The organism is Pantoea ananatis LMG 2665 (assembly GCF_000710035.2).
Classification (GTDB): Bacteria; Pseudomonadota; Gammaproteobacteria; order Enterobacterales; family Enterobacteriaceae; genus Pantoea; species Pantoea ananatis.
The window spans coordinates 160092-180600 of record NZ_JMJJ01000017.1 but is presented as its reverse complement, the minus strand read 5'-3'; the positions used below and the strand labels follow the sequence as shown (position 1 = coordinate 180600).

The 20509-nt window shown below is 49.0% G+C and carries 19 protein-coding genes and 1 pseudogene; 13 read left to right on the top strand and 7 right to left on the bottom strand.

From position 1 onward, the window contains the following. Positions 1-825 precede the first annotated feature (825 nt). On the top strand, positions 826-2025 hold the full coding sequence (locus EL29_RS22400; RefSeq protein ID WP_013028020.1) for an AAA family ATPase: 1200 nt from the start codon (positions 826-828) through the stop codon (positions 2023-2025). A 7-nt stretch (positions 2026-2032) separates the two neighbouring features. Then, on the top strand, positions 2033-3004 hold the full coding sequence (locus EL29_RS22395; protein WP_019105877.1) for a ParB family protein: 972 nt from the start codon (positions 2033-2035) through the stop codon (positions 3002-3004). A 3456-nt stretch (positions 3005-6460) separates the two neighbouring features. Here the strand turns inward: EL29_RS22395 and EL29_RS22385 are convergent. The 3 genes and pseudogenes from EL29_RS22385 to EL29_RS22375 form a co-directional block, all read right to left on the bottom strand. Then, positions 6461-6697 (bottom strand): hypothetical protein, encoded by a 237-nt coding sequence (locus EL29_RS22385; RefSeq protein ID WP_071999642.1) that lies wholly within the window; start codon positions 6695-6697, stop codon positions 6461-6463. A 396-nt stretch (positions 6698-7093) separates the two neighbouring features. After that, positions 7094-7467: pseudogene (locus EL29_RS22380) on the bottom strand (RidA family protein). 20 nt (positions 7468-7487) lie between these two features. Then, entirely contained in the window at positions 7488-7820 is a 333-nt protein-coding gene (locus EL29_RS22375) for a hypothetical protein (protein ID WP_013028026.1), read from the bottom strand. Positions 7821-8155: 335 nt separating this feature from the next. On the opposite strand from EL29_RS22375, the gene EL29_RS22370 reads away from it, so the two are divergent. Beyond that, a complete protein-coding gene (locus tag EL29_RS22370) occupies positions 8156-8884 on the top strand; it encodes a YoaK family protein (protein WP_014598206.1) in 729 nt (242 codons plus the stop codon). A gap of 369 nt (positions 8885-9253) precedes the next feature. Next, entirely contained in the window at positions 9254-9448 is a 195-nt protein-coding gene (locus EL29_RS22365) for a hypothetical protein (protein WP_013028028.1), read from the top strand. A gap of 88 nt (positions 9449-9536) precedes the next feature. Here EL29_RS22365 and EL29_RS22360 read toward each other — a convergent pair whose 3' ends face one another. From EL29_RS22360 to EL29_RS22345, 4 genes are all read right to left on the bottom strand, one after another. Next, a complete protein-coding gene (locus tag EL29_RS22360; protein WP_014604571.1) occupies positions 9537-9791 on the bottom strand; it encodes a biofilm/acid-resistance regulator YmgB/AriR in 255 nt (84 codons plus the stop codon). A gap of 142 nt (positions 9792-9933) precedes the next feature. Beyond that, positions 9934-10221, bottom strand: coding sequence for a hypothetical protein (locus EL29_RS22355; RefSeq protein ID WP_013028030.1), 288 nt, complete (start codon positions 10219-10221; stop codon positions 9934-9936). 169 nt (positions 10222-10390) lie between these two features. After that, on the bottom strand, positions 10391-10636 hold the full coding sequence (ycgZ, locus tag EL29_RS22350; protein ID WP_019105874.1) for a regulatory protein YcgZ: 246 nt from the start codon (positions 10634-10636) through the stop codon (positions 10391-10393). Between the two features lie 229 nt (positions 10637-10865). Then, a complete protein-coding gene (locus EL29_RS22345) occupies positions 10866-11156 on the bottom strand; it encodes a hypothetical protein (protein WP_013028032.1) in 291 nt (96 codons plus the stop codon). Positions 11157-11514: 358 nt separating this feature from the next. On the opposite strand from EL29_RS22345, the gene EL29_RS22340 reads away from it, so the two are divergent. The 9 genes from EL29_RS22340 (at position 11515) to EL29_RS22300 (ending at position 20489) form a co-directional block, all read left to right on the top strand. Further along, the gene (locus EL29_RS22340; RefSeq protein ID WP_227008753.1) at positions 11515-12390 is read left to right on the top strand and encodes a metal ABC transporter substrate-binding protein; all 876 of its coding nucleotides are present in this window, start codon (positions 11515-11517) and stop codon (positions 12388-12390) included. Continuing rightward, a complete protein-coding gene (locus EL29_RS22335; RefSeq protein ID WP_028716059.1) occupies positions 12387-13205 on the top strand; it encodes a manganese/iron ABC transporter ATP-binding protein in 819 nt (272 codons plus the stop codon). The genes EL29_RS22340 and EL29_RS22335 overlap by 4 nt, the downstream gene beginning before the upstream one ends. Beyond that, on the top strand, positions 13205-14065 hold the full coding sequence (gene sitC, locus EL29_RS22330) for an iron/manganese ABC transporter permease subunit SitC (protein WP_019105871.1): 861 nt from the start codon (positions 13205-13207) through the stop codon (positions 14063-14065). Before EL29_RS22335 ends, sitC begins: the two co-directional genes overlap by 1 nt. Next, the gene (locus EL29_RS22325; RefSeq protein WP_033766321.1) at positions 14065-14892 is read left to right on the top strand and encodes a metal ABC transporter permease; all 828 of its coding nucleotides are present in this window, start codon (positions 14065-14067) and stop codon (positions 14890-14892) included. The genes sitC and EL29_RS22325 overlap by 1 nt, the downstream gene beginning before the upstream one ends. Before the next feature lie 216 nt (positions 14893-15108). Next, complete coding sequence (locus EL29_RS22320; RefSeq protein WP_024471490.1) at positions 15109-15597, top strand: (2Fe-2S)-binding protein; 489 nt, start codon at positions 15109-15111, stop codon at positions 15595-15597. Continuing rightward, a complete protein-coding gene (locus tag EL29_RS22315; protein WP_024471489.1) occupies positions 15594-16586 on the top strand; it encodes an FAD binding domain-containing protein in 993 nt (330 codons plus the stop codon). Before EL29_RS22320 ends, EL29_RS22315 begins: the two co-directional genes overlap by 4 nt. After that, positions 16583-18919, top strand: a complete 2337-nt coding sequence (locus tag EL29_RS22310) for a xanthine dehydrogenase family protein molybdopterin-binding subunit (protein WP_024471488.1) — start codon at positions 16583-16585, stop codon at positions 18917-18919. The genes EL29_RS22315 and EL29_RS22310 overlap by 4 nt, the downstream gene beginning before the upstream one ends. Positions 18920-18921: 2 nt before the next feature. Then, positions 18922-19521, top strand: coding sequence for a nucleotidyltransferase family protein (locus tag EL29_RS22305; protein ID WP_024471487.1), 600 nt, complete (start codon positions 18922-18924; stop codon positions 19519-19521). After that, entirely contained in the window at positions 19518-20489 is a 972-nt protein-coding gene (locus EL29_RS22300; RefSeq protein ID WP_014333023.1) for an XdhC family protein, read from the top strand. The genes EL29_RS22305 and EL29_RS22300 overlap by 4 nt, the downstream gene beginning before the upstream one ends. Positions 20490-20509: the final 20 nt, after the last annotated feature.

The following is a 20509-nucleotide window of genomic DNA, read 5'->3' as shown; positions in this document are numbered from 1 at the left end:
TAGCCGTTCTGCGTTTAAGTTAGAGTCTGGCTGTGGGAAAGGCCAGCCTGATGACTCCTCGTAAAGGGGCCATCAAAATGAAAGCGGAAGGTTACTGACTACAGTGAATGCCTAAAGTTACCCATAACTTTTACTGATTACAGTGAATATACTGAGCGCTGCACTTGCTGATTATAGTGAATCCTCTGTCGGCGCCCTGTGAAATAGTTGCCAGTTGCCAGTTGCCAGTTGCCAGTGCGTTCAACTCAGTACCCTTTTGTCTACCGGCTTCACAGCAGGGTCACACATCGGCCAGAACTCATGATGCACCCATCCCTCGTTACTGATTACAGTGAATCTTTTGCTGACTATAGTGAATCTTTCAGTTTAGCGATCTTACCGCTGCCAACCGGCATGAATCTGTGATCCAGATATGCGGTGAAATCAGCATATTGGCCTGGCCCTCCTGCTTACGGTTAACACGTATTGGAACTGAATTGACCTCCATCAGGTCTGCAAAAATTCGAATGCATTCATTCACTGATTACAGTGAACGTTCGACACTGTTATTGATGCCTTTTCTTACCAGCTTTTACAGGAGATAGAATTTGTCAGCCTTATCGTGTGCTGGATCAAGCGTCAAGGTTAAGGCTGTGAAGATGAATGGGCGGTATTTCATGTGCGCGAGCTCGAGATGTGTCCCGCTCATCACAGTGAATTGTGCGAACAAAGTCACAGAAATCAGGAGTCCTACATTTAACACAGTATTGCGTTGATATGATAACTTGTTGCCTTGTGTGCAGGATTTAGGTATAAATTCATAAATCCTACATATTTGGAGTAAGTATGGCTAACGATGATAGTCAGGTCATGAAAGTTGCTCAGCGTTCCGAACGCATGTTATTGAGCCTTACTGAACAAATTCAGGCACAAAAGCTTGAGTTGCAGGAAAACAGCTACTACCAAATTTATGCCAAGGCGGCTCTGGCTAAACTGCCAAAACTGACCCGCGCCAGCGTTGATTATGCCGTAAACGAAATGGAAGAGAGTGGTTATCAGTTCGATAAGCGCGCCGCCGGTAGCTCGGTGAAGTACGCCATGTCCATTCAGAACATTATTGATATCTATCATCATCGCGGCGTGCCGAAATATCGCGATCGTCACACTGAAGCCTTTACCTTATTTGTGGGAAATCTTAAAGGTGGCGTTTCCAAGACGGTTTCTACTGTTTCTCTGGCTCACGCTCTTCGGGCTCACCCTCACCTTTTATATGAAGACCTGCGCATCCTTGTGATTGATCTCGACCCACAGTCTTCTGCCACGATGTTTTTGAATCACGAGCGTTCTGTCGGGCTCGTGGAGGCGACTGCCGCTCAGGCGATGCTACAAAACGTCACACGGGATGAGCTGGTAAGTGAATTTATCGTTTCATCCATTATTCCTGGTGTGGACGTATTACCTGCATCAATAGATGACGCATTTATTGCATCAAGTTGGGATCAGCTGTGTGCCACTCATTTGCCAGGGCAAAACATTCATTCGGTGTTATATGATAATGTCGTGTCTAAGCTTAAAAAAGATTACGACTTCATCTTCATCGACAGTGGCCCACATCTGGATGCATTTTTAAAGAATGCGATCGCCGCATCCGATCTCCTGATGACTCCAGTCCCACCGGCACAGGTTGATTTCCACTCTACCCTCAAATACCTGACTCGTTTACCAGAGCTGATTGGCATTATTGAAGAGTCGGGAGCCGTATGCCGTCTCCAGGGCAATATCGGGTTTATGTCAAAGCTCTCTAACAAAGCAGACCATAAACTTTGCCACAGCCTTGCTAAAGAAATTTTCGGCGGCGACATGCTGGACGCAACCCTGCCCCGTCTGGATGGTTTTGAGCGTTGCGGTGAGTCGTTTGACACGGTTATATCGGCTAACCCGTCAACCTATGTAGGTAGCAGTGAGGCGCTGAAAAACGCTCGTTCTGCCGCCGAAGACTTCGCTAAAGCGGTTTTTGACCGCATTGAATTTATCCGCCTGAACTGAGGTTTTTATGAGTGCGAAAAGAATAACGATCGGCAGAACCTTCAGCCAGACACCGTTAAACACAGAAAAACTCTCTGATAACCCTTCGCAGACGTTTGTTCTTGCCACAGGAAAACGTGCCGTATTCCGTTTTGAACACATTCCTGCGAATGAGATAGAAAGCAAAACCTTTGTGACCATGGAAACGAATGGTCGCGATCAGTCTGGTCTTACGCCTGACTCACTGCGGGATATTATCCGCACGATTAAGCTTCAGCAGTTTTTCCCTGCCATTGGTGTGATGCAGGGCGAACGTATAGAGATACTGGACGGCTCACGACGTCGCGCGGCAGCACTTTATTGTAAAACCGGTCTGGATATTCTTGTGACCGATGCGGTCATCACTCCGGATGAGGCACGCAGGCTTGCGCAGGATATTCAGACGGCTCGTGAGCATAATTTGCGTGAAGTCGGGATGCGATTACTGGCGCTCAAAGACGGCGGCTTATCCCAAAAAGAGATTGCTGAAAACCAGGGCCTTTCGCAAGCCAAGGTCACCCGTGCTTTACAAGCTGCCAGCGTTCCCGCTGATTTGATCTCTCTTTTTCCTAATCAGTCAGAGCTGACTTATCCTGATTATAAAGCCTTGCTCCAGGCTGCGGATAAACTGAGTGAGACCGGGCAAACCGTCGAGGCATTGATAAACGCTATCTCGGCTGAAATCGATGTTGTCAGTGCTCGTGATGGTTTGGCTGAGGACGAGTTAAAAAACACAATTCTGAGATTGATTCGTCAGGGCAGCCAGACGCTCGTTAAAGAACCTGAGAAAGATAAAACCACAGCGGTGGCTCTCTGGTCCTTTGCTGATAAGGATCGATTTGCGCGCAAAAAAACGCGAGGAAGAATGTTTAGCTATGAGTTTAACCGCCAGTCCAAAGAACTCCAGGACGAACTAGATAAGGTCATTGCTGAGACATTAAAGAAGTATATGACCCGATGAAACATATCAAACCAGGCAAATCTATTGTCTGGTTTTTTTATTCCCTCATATTTCCTTTATCCCTGTAATATTCGATATCGCTATAGCAGATTTCAGGCTGAAATCGCCAAGTAAATAGCCTGAAATTAATCTATAAGATACTGTTTTTTAAATGTTTTAATTTGCTTTCCCTAAATGAAATTCGCTATATTTCCCGCCTGTCGCCTGCTGCCTGCCGCCTGTGGTTTTAATGTGGTTGTCTGCCTCGGTGCTAAAAGATTTTTGATTCGACTGATCTGCTCCCCGTTGCTGGCCACAACATGATGTTATAGCAACGCAAGGACATCCCAATGAAGACAGTTTTCGTACGAACAGATCATCAGTATCGCTTGCATAGCCGAGGCTGGCATTTCCTCCCGTAAGCATATTATTTCTGACGCAAACTTTTGCGCCTGGCGTAAGACATTTAATGGCTTGGCACTCCCTGAAGTAAAACGTCTGAAGAAGAGAGAGCCCGTCTCAGGAAGTGACTTGCAGAAGTGATGCCTGAGTGAAGATGCATTACAGGTGGTTGAGCCGATAATACTGACGACAGATCGCAAGCGGGAAGCGGTTGCAGTGAGGTGTGAAGTGATGAGTCTGTCACGACCTCGTGCGTGCACGTATGCTGATTTGTTCCTGTCGACTTGCTGCCATGAGAAGCAGCCTCCGGTGGCTGATGCGCATTTTTTAGGGCGCACTATTGCGCTGCCATCCGAGCGACGGCATTTCGGTTAGCGCCGTATAGCGGGAAACTACGGCAACGAGAAGGCCTGCATGTTAATCACAAGTACTTGTGATGCCTTTACCATCTCAGCGGCTCGGGTGTTAATTGCAGGCGAGGTCGTAGAGTACGGATTACAGAACGCCTTCCTCTGCTCCGTCTTGCTGCTCCTGGTCTGTCGTGGTCACCGTATTTCGTCATGGACGCACAGGCATCCTGACGCAGAATAAAGTGTTATATCTGCGTTGATTATTTTACCAATGAATACCTGTCAGTTTCTCTTACCTCAGGTATATCTGGTATGCAGGTCACACGTATTCTGGACAGTATTGTGCTATTTCATGGCTATCCGGTAACGTTAAGACCAGACCAGACCAGACCAGACCAGACTCTGCACCAGCGCTTACCTGGCGGGCACTGAACCAGTGGACCTTCGCGCATGGCGTTAAGCTTCGGCTTATTCAGCCGGGCGATCAAATACCTATGGGGTTATCGAAAGCTTAAATGGTAGTTTTCTTAAGGCGTGTCAGATTAAGCTCGGGTTAAGCGAAAGTGTTCACCCAAAAAATACATTAACGACTGGCGGAAGGACTATAAGCGTTTCAGCCTCATTCCTGAGTGATTTATCTGACGTCAGCGAGGTTAGCAGTGGGCTGGCAAAATGCTAACAGAGAAGGTAACCCAACCGACATGGCTAACGGTCTATTGTGCTCAATGCTGTGGGGGCAAATCACGTCGATGATTTTTATTGGATGCAGTCTGCGCGATATTTACACAAACAGAGACGGATACAGCAATTTTTCGACGGCATCTCAATTAGCGGTGTTGCTGTGATTGCAATAAGAGATTTAGAAGTGTGTGGATTATCGGTGTCAGGGCGAAAGAGACGCTTTTTTCAACCCTATCTTCATGAAAAATATTGTTTTTATGATGGCGATTTCAGCCTGAAATTCAGTCAGCGATAAAAAGTAATCCCTGGGTTTCTGAGAGAAGTCAATGCGTCAGGGTTTTGCTTTGTTATTTTTTTGAAGACGAACGTCCCGGTCAAACTCTGGTTAAATTGATATACAGAAAATATCCCTTAGTTATCCACAGAAAAAGTGGATAAGTTGAGAAAGCCTTAATGACAGAGACATGCGCCAATCTTTCGCCTTACTGATAGGCGTTTCAGGAGTAAGTAAGTTAAGCACATGGAGTTGGTTTCATGCCCCGATGCTAAAAAACATGTCGCAGTTTGCATCGTGACTCTGGCCTTTCGCTTAAGCGGAACAGATTCACGCCTGGCAATCGGCCTCACGTTGATAACATAACGATTTAGTGAAAACGAGCGCTGACGCGACGACAGAATGCACAGCGACAAGCTGAAATCGGTGCAGTCATCATCCAAAACCCGTTTCAGCCCAGGTATTATTCGAATCAGTAAGAGACAAGGCTGGAGAGCGAAAGCGTTCTGTTAGGCGCTAATGAAAGTAAAAGCCTGATGCTGTACAGCATTTTATCAAATTCGCATCAGTGCCTGCAGGAGGAGAAAAACGCTATTCCTTACAGAACAGTGATGCCCGGGCGAAAGCTAACGGCTTATGGCGTTGGCATGATGTTTTTACTAAATACTATAAGCTGCATTCAGGCCAACCCGACGTTCACTGTAATCTGTAAACGTAGGTCATAGGCTTGATTATCGACTGTGTGTGGCACTGTCACATTTCCATCCATGATGAACAACTGATTACAGTGAATCGGCAACGAGATCCTTTTGAGATTAACTGTTCTGGTTTTCACTCATAACATGCTCATGTTGGCTGAGTTTTGTTTATTTCATCCTGCTGAGGCCACATCCCGCGTCAATCACGGGAATGACTTTCGATACTGATTACAGCGAATCACAACCACTGTAATCAGCAATCGGAGATGACCTGTTTGGCGATTTCAGGCTGAAATTCATACTTATCAATGGGTTTGCTGCATGAAATTGTTGAAAGCAGTCATTATGAAATCAGGCAAGCCTCGCTGGCAAGTGGCCGTTTAGACAGGTTTTTTTGATCGCATCATCCAGGCTTTACATAGGTATCTGGGTTGCAGTGTACAGTGAACGGTTAAGATGCGTTGCTCACCCTGGTTAAAAGTATTCTTCACATGATGGCGGGTTGGGGACAACTGTTTTTAACAGGCTTAAAATCGCTTTAAAGCAGATAAATGACGACTCGCCACGAAGGGAAATCCACGTGGCGGTATTAACGTGTTTTAGCCAAATCGAAGGAAAAATACGTCACTGTCTTCTCAGGACGTCAACGATTTCAGGGGCGAAAATTTGCGACCGTGCCTGATTATTTAACATAATATAAAGGTTTGCCTGTGTTTTTGACGTTCAAAAAAATCATTCATCCTCTGGCTGGTTTTTATTTCCTCTTTCACTGATTACAGTGAATGCCACTTAAACGTTCACTGTAATCAGTAACACCTAAATGTTGGCGATTTCAGGCTGAAATTTACCTTATGCACCTAATGGCAATTTGCGCCACGTATATCAGCCTTGTGTAAATGGGAGTCTTACACGATTTCTATTTATGAGCAGATAGCCACTGGTTCAGCATTCAAGCCGAAAAGCGCGCAGCCTTCCTCGTTAACTGAAACTGCTCAGCCCGGCGTGGAGTGCGACTGGCGTAAGCGTTCACGCAGACAAGACACAAGCGGCGATTCGACAACATACGTATCTCTCAAGACGAAAATGTCTTTGCCAGCGTGACTGCAGAGTGAAAGCGGTAATGGGAGGAGATGGAGAGATGAGGGTTCAGTGACAATTCATGTGTCATGCGCGTTTCAAGGCAATAATGGTCAGTGGCTATTAGCCAGCACTGAGCTTCAGGTAAGTAAAGGGTAGGGCAGCGGGCTTTGTTACTCAACGATTCCAGAACTTCCACCAGACTACTCAGCATCACTAACGTCGGGGGCATTTATAGCCTTTCAGCACTGTGCCACTTACGCATAAACCTGTTCGTTCAATGCCATCTGACGGTGCGGCAACTGAAGTATAAAGCGTTGGGTCAAGGATGAGACAAGGAAACGACGATCATAATCAGATGTTAATCATGCCGTATGATCAGAATTTGTTGTGTCTTTTTTGCCGGAATAGATGCCAGACCTGAAAACATCTGTCGTCATCTGATATATCTGTCGATAACAGCCAGCGAAGGTTCAGGTCGCTCTGCGTGGTTTGAACGGCTTTGCGCGAAATGAAACTTTGCTCCCATTGCCAGTGAGTTGCACTGGATTAAGTACTGTGTCGAACATCATTGCGTTACCTCAATTTCTGCCCTTTTCATAACCCAGAAAATGAGGTTTATAAATGTTCAAAGACCCAGGATTGCGTCGATCTCAATCAGCAAGTCAGGTGAGAACAGAGCACTAACCTGTACCAATGCGCTCGCAGGTAAATAATCACCATAACGTTTAAACAGCATGTTGCGGAGTGCATCAATATCTTTAAAAGAGGTTACAAAGAGGGTGACCTTAATGAGTTGCTGCAGAGAGGTGTTTTCAGCCGCTGCTATGCTTTCCAGCTGATCAAAAATCACTTCAGCCTGCCCGCGATATCCCCCTGGTGTGCAGGCGTGCCAAACGCCGTTAAGCCTGAGACATAGAGTGTTTGATTGTGGCTGACGGCATGGACATAGGGGGCAGTGACTTCCCCAAGCGAAGCATAGTTTTTCCGTACAGGCATCATAGTGCCTAACTCCCAATGTATTACTTGTTGGTCATTAGCAACTGCGAGCACGCATGATTGCTAAGTGCTGCCTGCTGCTGCTGTTCTTGAGTCAGACTTTTCCAGTTGTCGATCACCCGAGCGGCCAGGCCAGGAACAAAATGTATTTTTTGCAACGCATAGTCTGAATTACTGCCTTCTATAACGTTTTTCATGTCTTTCTGCAGCTGTTGCTCATTTTGCTGAGGTACGGCGCAGAGCACAGAAATGTAGTAGTTTTCATCTTCAGCGTCATAATGAGGTGTCAGCCACCACCCCAGGAACCCAACGACAAGGGCGGCAGGGATAAGAAAAGCGGGTTTTAGTACTGTCATCTATCCATCCAGAGTCATTCTTCTCACTGGCCAACAGGGGCATCAGTCCGGTCGCATATCCTGCCATAAATAGCGCTATTAGTTAAATCCTCTGCCTGGATTAGGCTATCAGGTGACACCAAGCACCAGCCCTGGTCATGCGCAGCATAAAAAATATGACCGGCATTGACGTTTTATGAAATCAGTCAATGAAACTATAAAAATCAATAAAATTAACAGGTTACAGACCCAGACTTATCTGTATTCCCCGCTGAGTTTTTAAAAGCATACTACTATTAGTTGTCTGGAGCCTCAGGATCCAGACTGATATTTATGCACATTTATAGGGGAACCGCGTGCTGATAAAGAAGAAGAAAATACGGTCACATACCGAGGATAGATATCTGGCTCTGGCACTGGCAACGACTGCCGGGATACTCAACGCAATGGCTTTAGGCGCGTTTGGTTTTTTTCCGTCACACATGAGCGGTAATACTTCTCAGATTTCTAACGAAGTTTTCACTTCTGACTTTGATAGTCTGGTTTTCCTTGCGGGTCTGATTTCTGCGTTTGTGATCGGTTGTACTACCGCGAGATTGTTCATTATTGCCGGCGAAAGACGGAAAATCAGAACCATCTTCTGCCTGATCATTCTGGCTGAAGGGTTTGCACTGACGGCAGCCTCACTCTTCGAAAAATGGTTTTATTCACCCAGCTACAACGGTGAAGTATTGTTGATGCTGGGCTTCCTGATGGGCTTACATAATGCGACTTCTACGCAACTGTCGAACGGCCGTGTCAGATCAACCCATATTACCGGTACGCTAACTGACGCAGGCATCGCCTTAGGTTCCTATTTATCATCTTTTATATCCCGGGCAGAACCTTGCGACAGACGATTTGCCCAGAAGCAGCTCTATACACATTTAACAACGGTATTATCTTTTTTAACGGGGTGCATTGTCGGACTATTACTGTTTAAAACCTATGCATTTAACGCTATGATTGGACTGGGAATTTTCCTCATCGCCCTTGCAGCTGGCGCGATTGTTATTACATTGTATAATGCAAAAAAGCTTTACTAGTTGATTTTTATAAATGGCGGTTTCGTGAGATTTTATTTCAGGTGCCGCCATTACTAGCAGGAATAATTAATTTAAGACTGTATTTTAAAAGTGGTATAGCAAATTAAATAGAGGGATTAACTTCCAGAATATGACCGGTGAACAAGTCCATAAAACTGACAAAAAGTAATAGAAATTTACGTTTTATCCGATTTAGAAAAGAATTACCATTTCACTAGATTGGTCGTGGAAAAATAAAATTATTGTATAACTAAATCAATAATATAAGTAGATTCTACCGCTTCGCTTAAGGTTTATTTCCTCTGCTGGCTTTGTTTTCCTGACCACAAAAGTGTTAGTCTGTATATACATACACCGGTTGGAGGTTATGTGAATAACCATGAAGACAACGACATTCGTGCGCTGATTGGGGCGGTGGTGAGTGAACTTCTGAAGGTAGGTGAGCCCGTGCAGTTTCACCAGATCACAGATGCATTGTTTCGTTTAAGTCAGGACAGCCGAGACAAAAGATTTAAAGTACTTTGCCAGCGCGCAATCCATTTTTTCTCACGCAAAATGCATTAAGAGTGACCTGCAATCTGGCTGCGTTGCAGGTCAACAAACTCACGCTGACTTAGGATAAACGCCCTCACCACAGATGTCAGATGCGAAACTACACACCTGCATCGTCTGGCGTACGTCCTACCACGATTTCAAGAGTTCTGCGTAACAGTTCGATGTGGAACTCATCATCCGTCGATTCGAGTTCTGCGATGAGGTACAGGATGATCGCTTTATTGGTTACGCGTTTTTCGTCACTGACAATATTTCTGATAACTCTGCCAAGCAGCTCAGTCTCCTGAGCAAGATGCTCTCCCTCACTGCGAAAAAACTCGATGATGGCTAAATCTGATGTGCTCTGTTGCATAGTTATCATTCTCTAAGAATCGTCAGTTGCGTCTTAAGGAGTCAGCCGACAAGGTCATTAAGTAGTAAGGGTTACCAGGCATAACACACTTTGATGCCCATCTTTTCTCTCGCTGGCACAGCTTAAATCTTAGACGCCAGCGTCAGTGTTTTTTAGAGCCTTCTGGTGGGCCGTCGTTGTTCAAACGGTGTTTATCGCGCTCGGGAAGATCCACCCGGCGGCGACTATTCGCTGTGGCCATGCCTTTTTGTACTTCAACAATCGCAACTTTGATGGCTTTCAGCCTGGTTGCGTCCTCGGTTTCACTTGCCATTGCTTCAAGTTGAGCAATAAGTGCATTGCTGGATATCGGACTTTCTGATTTCAGTAAGATCAGAACGGCCTCACCAATCATGACATCCGTTATTTTTTCTTCTTCACTTCTGTACATACTGGCTTCTCTGATTACGAATTTGTAGCCACGCTCCGGCTACGATGACGGGGGACAGCTAACCTTCCCGCGTCAGCTGTGGGCAGTACTATCCCTGTGAGTAAACATGGTACTGCCCGATCAGAAATTACTTCAGGTAACGAATTAATTTTAAAGCGTTAAATTTATATTAGCTTTCGCGACTAAACAGTAATCCAATCAGCTCCTGGTAATGACTTTGCTGCTCTGTGGCATCACAACCGTCAAGACGATGGAGCAATTTACTGCAAATTGCTTTGCGTGAAAGTGTTTGGCCTGCGCGCAGTAGCTCAACAACAATCTCACCCAGCGTTTCCTGCTGAGAGGGCAAATTTGCCTGGCTGAAGTAACGGGCGATGTCGCTGGTATTATCCGGTGCATGTCCGTTCTGACGCATACTATTATCCTCAGGTGGTTAAAATGTACTTTGCCATAGAGCGAAAGTTATACATCTTTCAAAAACTTGTACAGAATTTTGATGGTCTTAACGGGAGTTTTTTGTGCAAAAAATGCTAATTGATTAAAAACAGAGAGTTACAGAGGTGTGAAGTAGGGCGGATGTTATCAAGCATTGTGCCAAAATTAAGCTTAAAAGTTAACACAATGCGTAAAAAATGAGCATAGAACTATTTTATGACAATGTCATCGCCGTCGTTGTCTGAAGATCCTGAAAACGCTGATTTGCGTGCAGACCAGCCTCTGCCTGAAGTCAGGCGCGAACCAATTTGCCTGAAACCCATCAGCCATTTGGTTGCATCATCAAGTTGTGACAGCCTGGCTTCATCCACTTCAGACCGGGTCATTACTTTAAGCTCATCGACAAGAGACTCCACACTGACGTCCTGATTGATGGCGATCAGGTTCAGAGCGGCTTCTCCGATGATCGTGTTTGTCAGGTGCTGCTGGGAAAGTAACAAAATGACCTCCTTTGCCTTTCATACGACAAGTTTATTTTAGCAAAGCATAGCGTTCCTGTTTTACCCTGCGCGCGCTCAGCGTTGATCCATCCACTTTATGGACCTGCATCAGGAAGGTTTCTTCATTATTCGATGGCGCTACACTGCTGGACTTTTACTTTCAGAATAACTAGTTAGCCACTCTGCATTACAAAACTTAAAACTTCCATTCATTTCATTAAAAAACTTCACAAAGTGTTTCTGTGTGAATTTTATAGCCTGTGCTATAAAATTTAGCACGGGCTAAATTATTGGCGCTTTCTTCATTAATCTCAGGATGACGAACATGGTGAGTAAATTATCGGTTTCAACACTTGGCATGATGTTGAGTGTTTTTATTAGCCTCAACAGCTATGCGGCTGATAAATTTAAGGTCGTCACGACCTTCACCGTTATTGCTGACATGGCAAAAAATGTGGCAGGGGAGGCGGCTGAGGTCACGTCAATCACCAAACCTGGTGCCGAAATTCATGAGTATCAACCGACCCCAGGCGATATTAAACGTGCACAGGGTGCACAGCTGGTGATGGCTAATGGTTTGAATCTGGAATTGTGGTTTCAACGTTTTTATCAACATCTCAAAGGCGTTCCTGAAGTTGTTGTTTCAACGGGCGTTTCTCCGATAGGAATAGGGGAAGGACCTTATAATGGCAAACCCAATCCTCACGCATGGATGTCACCGGATAACGCACTGATCTATGTGGATAATATTCGTGATGCGCTTGTAAAGCACGATCCGGCCAATGCCAGCACCTATCAGCAGAACGCAGCCGCCTATAAGCAAAAGATCGTTGCAGCACTCGAACCTGTTCGTAAGCAACTCGCCGCCATACCAGAAAACAAACGCTGGATAGTGACCAGCGAAGGCGCTTTTTCCTATCTGGCACGTGATTTAGGGCTTAAAGAACTTTATCTCTGGCCAATCAATGCCGATCAGCAGGGAACGCCACAGCAGGTTCGGAACGTCATCGATCAGATGAAAAAGAATGCCATTCCCGTCATCTTCAGTGAAAGCACCGTCTCCGATAAACCTGCACGCCAGGTCGCGCGCGAAACGCACTCACATTATGGCGGTGTGTTATACGTTGACTCATTAAGCGCGGCCAGGGGGCCTGTGCCAACGTATCTTGACCTGTTGAAAGTTACCACCCAGACGCTGGTTAACGGCATTCAGGACGGGATGAAAACACCATGAACCCCACAATTGTCGTTTCGGACCTCTCGGTAACCTACCGTAACGGGCATACAGCGTTGCACAACGCCAGCTTTAGCGTGCCAGCCGGGTCAATTGCTGCACTCGTCGGGGTAAATGGTTCGGGTAAATCTACGCTTTTCAAAGCGCTTATGGGATTTGTACCTGCGCGATCGGGCCATATCAGCGTACTGGGATTGCCAACGCGTAAGGCGCTTCGCCGTAGCCTGGTCGCCTATGTGCCGCAGGCCGAGGAGGTTGACTGGTCTTTTCCGGTTCTGGTGGATGATGTGGTTATGATGGGGCGCTATGGACATATGGGCCTGATGCGTATCCCTAAACGGCAGGATCGCGATCGGGTGACTGACGCGCTGGCACGCGTTGACATGCTGGATTTTCGCCATCGCCAAATCGGTGAGCTTTCCGGCGGTCAGAAGAAACGCGTTTTCCTTGCGCGGGCCATTGCGCAACAGGGCGAGGTGATTTTACTGGATGAACCCTTCACCGGCGTTGATGTTCATACCGAGGCCAAAATCATCAGCTTGTTGCGTGAGCTAAAGGAGGAAGGAAAAACTATGCTGGTTTCGACCCATAATCTTGGCTCCGTGACCGAGTTTTGTGATTACACCGTCATGGTTAAAGGCACGGTTCTTGCCAGCGGCCCCACGGCGACGACGTTTACGCAGCAGAATCTGGAGCGCACATTCAGTGGCGTACTGCGCCATGTCATGAATGAGGGCGGTATCACGCAGGTTATCGCCGATCATGAACGGCCGGTTAATGCATCCACGGACACGCATTCATCATGGGGTAAATGATGACCGCGCTCGTTGAACCTTTTGGTTATCAATATATGTTGAACGCCATGTGGATTTCAGCCATGGTCGGCGGGCTGTGCGCCTTTCTGTCCTGTTATCTGATGTTAAAGGGCTGGTCGCTTATTGGTGATGCGCTGTCACACTCTATTGTTCCCGGTGTCGCGGGCGCTTACATGCTCGGACTGCCGTTTGCGTTGGGCGCTTTTTTATCAGGGGGCTTAGCGGCAGGGAGCATGCTGTTGCTCAACCAGCGCACGCGGCTGAAAGAAGATACCATCATCGGCCTGATTTTTTCTTCGTTCTTCGGCCTTGGGCTGTTTATGGTTTCCCTCAATCCCACTTCGGTAAATATTCAGACTATCGTGCTGGGCAATATTCTGGCTATTGCGCCTTCCGATATCATTCAGCTGCTTATTATCGGACTGACTTCTGTCGCCATTTTGTTTTTCAAATGGAAAGATTTAATGGTCACCTTTTTCGATGAAAACCATGCTCGCGCCGTTGGTTTAAATCCGGTGCGTCTTAAGATCTTATTTTTCACTTTGTTGGCCGTTTCGACCGTGGCTGCGTTACAAACTGTGGGCGCGTTTCTGGTTATCTGTCTGGTTGTCACGCCAGGGGCAACGGCCTGGTTGCTGACCGATCGCTTTCCCCGGCTACTTGCCATCGCGGTTGCCATTGGCAGCATCACGAGCTTTATGGGCGCGTGGGCAAGTTATTATCTTGATGGCGCAACGGGCGGCATTATTGTCGTTGCGCAAACGTTACTTTTTTTACTGGCCTTCATCTTTGCGCCTAAGCACGGTGTGCTGGCGAATCGTCGTCGTGCCCAGGCGCATGCTGTGCGGGAGACAAGATGATGTGGCTGGAACCTTTTCAGTTTGGTTTTATGAATCATGCTTTACTCATCGCGGCGGTGGTTGCCGTGCCTTGTGCGCTGCTGTCAGTCTTTTTGGTCCTGAAGGGCTGGGCGTTGATGGGTGATGCGATGAGCCATGCTGTCTTTCCAGGCATAGTGCTGGCGTGGATGATGGCATTACCTCTGGCAGTGGGCGCATTCAGTGCCGGTTTGTTTTGTGCTGTCGCCAGTGGCTACCTTAAAGAGAACAGCAGAATCAAGCAGGACACGGTTCTGGGTATTGTTTTTTCCGGGATGTTTGCGGTTGGCCTGATTTTGTACATCGCCCTGAAACCGGAGATCCACCTCGACCATATTTTATTCGGCGATATGCTGGGGATCAGCCAAAGCGATATTTTTCAGACGTTAGGCATTGCCGCTGTGATTGTCGCTGTCGTCGGCCTGAAATGGCGCGATTTCATGCTGTTTAGCTTTGATCCTCAACAGGCTCAGGTGTGCGGGCTTTCGGTGCGCTGGCTGCATTATAGCCTGTTGTGTATGGTGTCTCTGACCATTGTGGCAACGCTTAAGGCAGTAGGGATTATTTTATCGATTTCATTGCTTATTGCACCCGGAGCGATTGCCGTTTTGCTGACGGATCGGTTTTCCCATGCGTTGATACTGGCGACGTTTGTTTCGCTGTTTGTCTCACTCTGCGGCGTTTATCTCTCATTTTTTATTGACAGTGCTCCCGCACCAACCATTGTGGTGCTTTTCGCTCTGGTCTTTATCGTCAGCTTTATCACCACTCACTATAAACTTTCTCGTCTGTCTAAATCCTCCTGCTGATTACTGTGATGGTCGCCTGAATGAACAGGGCGACCAGCCGTGTTAATTAACGCAATCATCGTCTTTTTACCTCTTACCCTGAAAATAAGTGCTAAACCTAATGACGTACATACGCATGTAAACATCAGGGTTATCCGGCTTTCCCCGTTCTTATCTCGCCCGTTATGTATAAGTAACCGATCACCTAACTGGCCCTGCAACCATGGGAAAAAGACAATGTCAGAAACAATACCGTTAACGATGCAGGTCAATGGTCAGACCCGACAGATCAGCATCGATCCTCGCGTAACCTTATTAGATGCGCTGCGCGATCATCTAAACCTGACCGGTACCAAGAAAGGGTGCGATCAGGGGCAGTGCGGTGCCTGTACCGTACTGGTAAACGAGCAGCGGGTACTGAGTTGTCTGACACTGGCCGTGCAGACGCAAGGTAAAGCCGTGACCACAATTGAAGGTCTGGAACAGTCCTCGGGTGAACTGCACCCGGTGCAACGCTGTTTTATTGAGCATGATGGTTTTCAGTGCGGCTACTGTACGCCAGGTCAGATTATGTCTGCGGTGGCCTGCATTAAAGAAGGCCATACCGGTTCTGACGACGAAATTCGGGAATATATGAGTGGCAACCTCTGCCGCTGCGGTGCTTATCCTTTCATTCTTGATGCCATTAAACAGGCCGCGGCGGAAATGGCGGAGGAGGCACGATGAATGAATTTCACTGGCAGGTTGCGCAGTCCGTTGAGGATGCTGCTGGCGCCAAACAACATCCCCAAAATCATCTTATCGCGGGTGGGACGACACAACTCGATTTAATGAAATGTGGTGTCTTTACGCCGTCCCGGCTCACTGATATCGCTGGATTACCCAACCTGTCTGCGATTGATTTTGGTCAGGATAACATCACCATTGGTGCTCTGGTCACTATGAGTGAGCTGACGAATCATCCGGCCTGTGAACGCGAAGCGCCGGCTTTGTACGGCAGCTTATGGCAGGCGGCGTCGCCTCAGATTCGCAACATGGCTACTATCGGCGGCAATTTATGCCAGCGCACACGCTGCGCGTATTATCGCGATCCGGCCACCTTCTCTGCGTGCAATAAACGCGTGCCTGGCTCCGGCTGCGCTGCGCGGCATGGTGTGAATACCAACCACGCTATTCTGGGAAACAGCGACCACTGTGTGGCGGTTTATCCCGGCGACCTGGCGGTCGCTCTGACGGCATTCGATGCAACGGTTGTGGTGCAAAACAGCCAGCAGCAGAGCCGACGCATTCAGATTGAAGATTTCTTTCTTCTGCCAGGTGATACACCCCATCATGAACATGCGTTGCTGGCGGATGAAATCATCGTAGCCATTGAGATCCCATGCTCCCCGGCGCTTAAGCAGTCTCACTATTTAAAAGTCCGCGATCGCACCTCCTACGAATTCGCCAGCGCCAGTGCAGCCGTTGGACTCACGCTTAATCAGGGAATGATCGAAACGGTCCATATTGCTTTAGGTGGTGTGGCAACAAAACCCTGGCGCGCGCGCCGCATTGAACAGGCACTGACAGGACAGCCTTTTGAGCACCAAACGCTGTATGAGGCTGCAGAGCTGATTAACCAGGAAACACAGGCGCTCTCCGGGAATGCACATAAAATACAGCTTACACCGCGGGTAATCGCACGCGCCTTGATGGCGGCAGGAGAAATCGTATGACCCATGACCAAAACGACCTGCTTCACAGTGGGAACGCCGTGGATTCCACAGGCGATCACAACGAACGCTATCGCCGCGAACCTGCAAGCCTGTCAGGACTGGGAACGCCGCGCACCCGGGGTGATGGTGAGGTTAAAGTGACAGGAAAAGCGCGTTACGCGATCGAACATACACCCGAGAATGCTGTGCACGGCGTGGTCATCCAGTCCACCGTCGCCAGCGGTCGCATCAGAAACATGGATACCACTAAAGCAGAAAGCGCAGCGGGTGTTATTGCCGTTTATACGCATCTCAATTCACTGAAAATTCATCAGCCGACGGCAATCGCTGACGGGGGCGCCGCGCAGACAACCTATACGCCGATCCAGGATGACGTGATTATTCACAACGGTCAGAACATTGGCCTGGTGGTGGCCGAAACCTTCGAACAGGCAACTTACGCAGCTTCGCTGGTAGAGATTGACTATGACACCACGCCTGCGCTGATATCACCGACAGATGAAGGGGTGGAACCCAAGCCGCTCCCACCTCAGGATATTGAGATGGGTGATGCGCAGAGCGCCATGAACCAGTCTGAAGTCCGCATCAATCAGCGTTACACGACCCCGCGTGAATACAATATGCCCATGGAACCCCATGGCTGTATTGCACAGTGGGAGAACGATCATATGACCGTCTGGGAACCCAGCCAGTGGGTGATGGGCGCCCAGGTCGAAATTGCGGAATGGATGGGCATCTCACCCAAACAGGTGCGTATCATTTCGCCCTATGTGGGGGGCGGCTTCGGTTCTAAGCCCGTGCCTTACACACATGTTGCGCTGGCCTGTGTGGCCTCGCGCGCGCTCAATCGTCCGGTTCGTGTGTCACTGACGCGACCGCAAACCTTCACGGGTTTGGGCGGACGTCCGGCAACCTCACAACAGCTGGAAATGGGGGCGACGCGGGAAGGAAAGATTCAGTCCGTTATCCTGCGCAGTTTTAGTGAGACATCACTTATTGACGTGTTCGCCGAAAACTGCAGCAAGGTCACTGGCCGCATGTATGCCATCGAAAACCTCTCTGCCCAACATCAGGTCAGACCTATTAATACGGTGACGCCTGGCTGGATGCGCGCACCGGGTGAAAACCCCAGCGCGTTCGGTCTTGAAGTGGCGATGGATGAGATGGCTTACGCACTGGATCTTGATCCCCTGGCTTTTCGGCTACTTAACTGGGCCGATCGTGATTACCAAAAAGATCTTCCCTGGAGTTCGCGTCGGCTTAAAGAGGCCTACCAAAAAGGGGCTGAGGCGTTTGGTTGGGATAAACGCGTCATGGCGCCCCGATCGATGCGTGAAGGACGCGAACTGATTGGCTGGGGAATGGCCTCGGGGACCTATCCGGTCAACACCATGCCAGCGGAAGCTAAAATCCTGCTTTCTCCGCAAGGTCAGTTCGTTGTGCAGTGCGCAGGAGCGGATATTGGTACCGGTACTTACACCATACTGGCGCAAACCGCCGCAGATATTCTGGGCGTTGATTCACAGCGCATTGATGTTGAATTAGGCGATACGCAACTGCCCCGGGCTGGCGTTGCGGGCGGCTCCCAGCTGGCAGGGAATCTGACCGCTGCCGTAGACGTTACCGCGAAAAAGCTGCGCGCCCGTTTACTGGCGTTGGCCAGTCAGACCTCAGGTTCCCCTCTTGCCGGCATTTCGCATGACCAACTCACTCTGGCCCAGGGTGGCATCCATCTCACGGCTAAACCGTCTCAGGCCATTGATTTGGGGGCGCTGCTTAAGCTGGCTAACCTTAATGGGCTCAGCGTTGAAGGCGGCACGTTTTCACCGGACATGTCTGCGCAGGAACGGGACAGCGTTACCGGTAGCCTGAATGAAATGAGCCGACCGGATACGGTCTCGGCCCACAGCTGGAGCGCACAGTTTGTTGAGGTGCGGGTGGACGAAGACTTTGGCACCATACGGTTGAAACGTATGGTCGCGGCCTTCGACAGTGGCCGACTTTATAATCCTAAACTCGCCCGAAGTCAGTGGGTGGGCGGCATGATCATGGGGGTAGGTCAGGCATTACTCGAAGGTGGCATTATCGATCCGCGTAATGGTCGGGTGATTAACAACAATCTTGCCGATTATCTGATTCCAGTGAATGCGGATATTCCCGAGATCACCACCATTGATGTCGGCGAACCTGATTATCAGGCCACCAGCATGGGCGGAAAAACGGTCGGTGAACTGGGCATCGTGGGCGTGGCTGCGGCTATCAGCAATGCGGTTTATCACGCGACCGGTAAGCGCGTCAGGGATTTACCCATCACGCTGGATAAAATCCTTTAAATATGGGCAGCGAGGTTGCCGGGACGGCGGATGTGAAGACGGCGATTTTGCTCACGGCGGCGGGGATGAGCCGCCGGTTTCGACAGGCAAGCGGCCAGCATAAACTGCTGGCGGTACTGCAAGGAAAAGCCGTCCTCCGGCATTCGCTGGAACAGGCAAGGGCAAGCGGTATGGATATCATTGTTGTGACGCGCCCGGAAGATAAGGCTATTCATGTGCTGCTGGACAACGTGCGTGCTGTTTTCTGTGTCAGTCAGGGGCTGGGAGATTCCATAGCAGCAGGCGTCAGCGCCTGCCTGGACTATGATGCCGTCATTATCGCGCTCGGTGATATGCCTTTTGTCACGACTGACAGCTATCAGGCGGTGGAGCAGGCGTTGCATGCTTCACCGCTTGTACGCCCGTGGGTAAAAGGACAGCCAGGCCATCCGGTTGGCTTCCAGCGAGCATTTTTTCCCGCGCTGCAACAGCTTTCAGGCGATACGGGGGCACAACATTTGCTGTTAAACCAGCAAATCCGCTATGTGCCGCTCAGCGATCGGGGCTGCCTGGAGGATATTGATTACCCGGAAGACTTACTGCGAGTAAGGAGCAGCTCATGATTACGCTGGATCAGCGGGTTATCGAAACGGCCTTGAACTGGCATCAGGCGGGACAGGCGATTTGGCTGTGCACCGTGCTTCGCACCTGGGGTTCGTCCCCACGCGCGCCGGGGACAATGATGGCGATTAACGCCTGCGGTGATTGCTGTGGCTCGCTTTCTGGCGGCTGCATCGAAGAAGATTTCCTGGCACGTCTGGCGGAAGGGCATTACCGGATAAGCAGCCAGGTTGTCCGATATGGTGATGGCGGACGGCAAACCCGGGTGCAGTTGCCTTGTGGCGGCCGTCTGGACGTGCTGGTGGAACATCTGCTTCCTGACATGCTCAGCGGCGCGTTGTTAAGTGCGATGCATCAGGCGCTTATCGGCCAAACCCGGATGATCAAAAAGTTGTCCGTGGGCGAGCGCGCATCGTGGGAGAGGGTTGCAACGTCGGCCGCGTTACCCGTGCTTAGCTATCAGGACCCCGACATCGTGTTGCCAGTCGGCGCGATTCCTGAACTGTTGGTGGCAGGGTATTCCACGGTTGCGTTTGAATGCATTCGTCTTGGGCAACTTCTGGGTTTTCATGTGCGCGTCTGTGAGCACCGTTCGGCAATGTTAAGTGAACTGGAGCGTCATTTTTCGGGTGAAGACAACGTGACGATTGTGCCGCAGCATCCTGCGCGCTGGCTGGAGTTAAACGGTGCCCATGCTGCTGTTGCCATTGTGTCGTTAACACACGATCCCCGTATTGATGAGTTAACCATGATGGAAGCGGTCAATACGCACGCTTTTTATATCGGCATCATGGGATCGGTAAAAAACAGCGCTAAGCGTAAGGCACGCTTAACGACGATAGCCGGATTGGCTGAGGATGAGCTGGCCAGGATTCAGGCACCGATAGGTTTGGCCATTGGCAGTAAAACGCCTGCGGAGATAGCGTTATCAGTGATGGCCGATATCGTAAGGGTCAAAAACCAACACTGATATTATACCAGCCGGTTCTG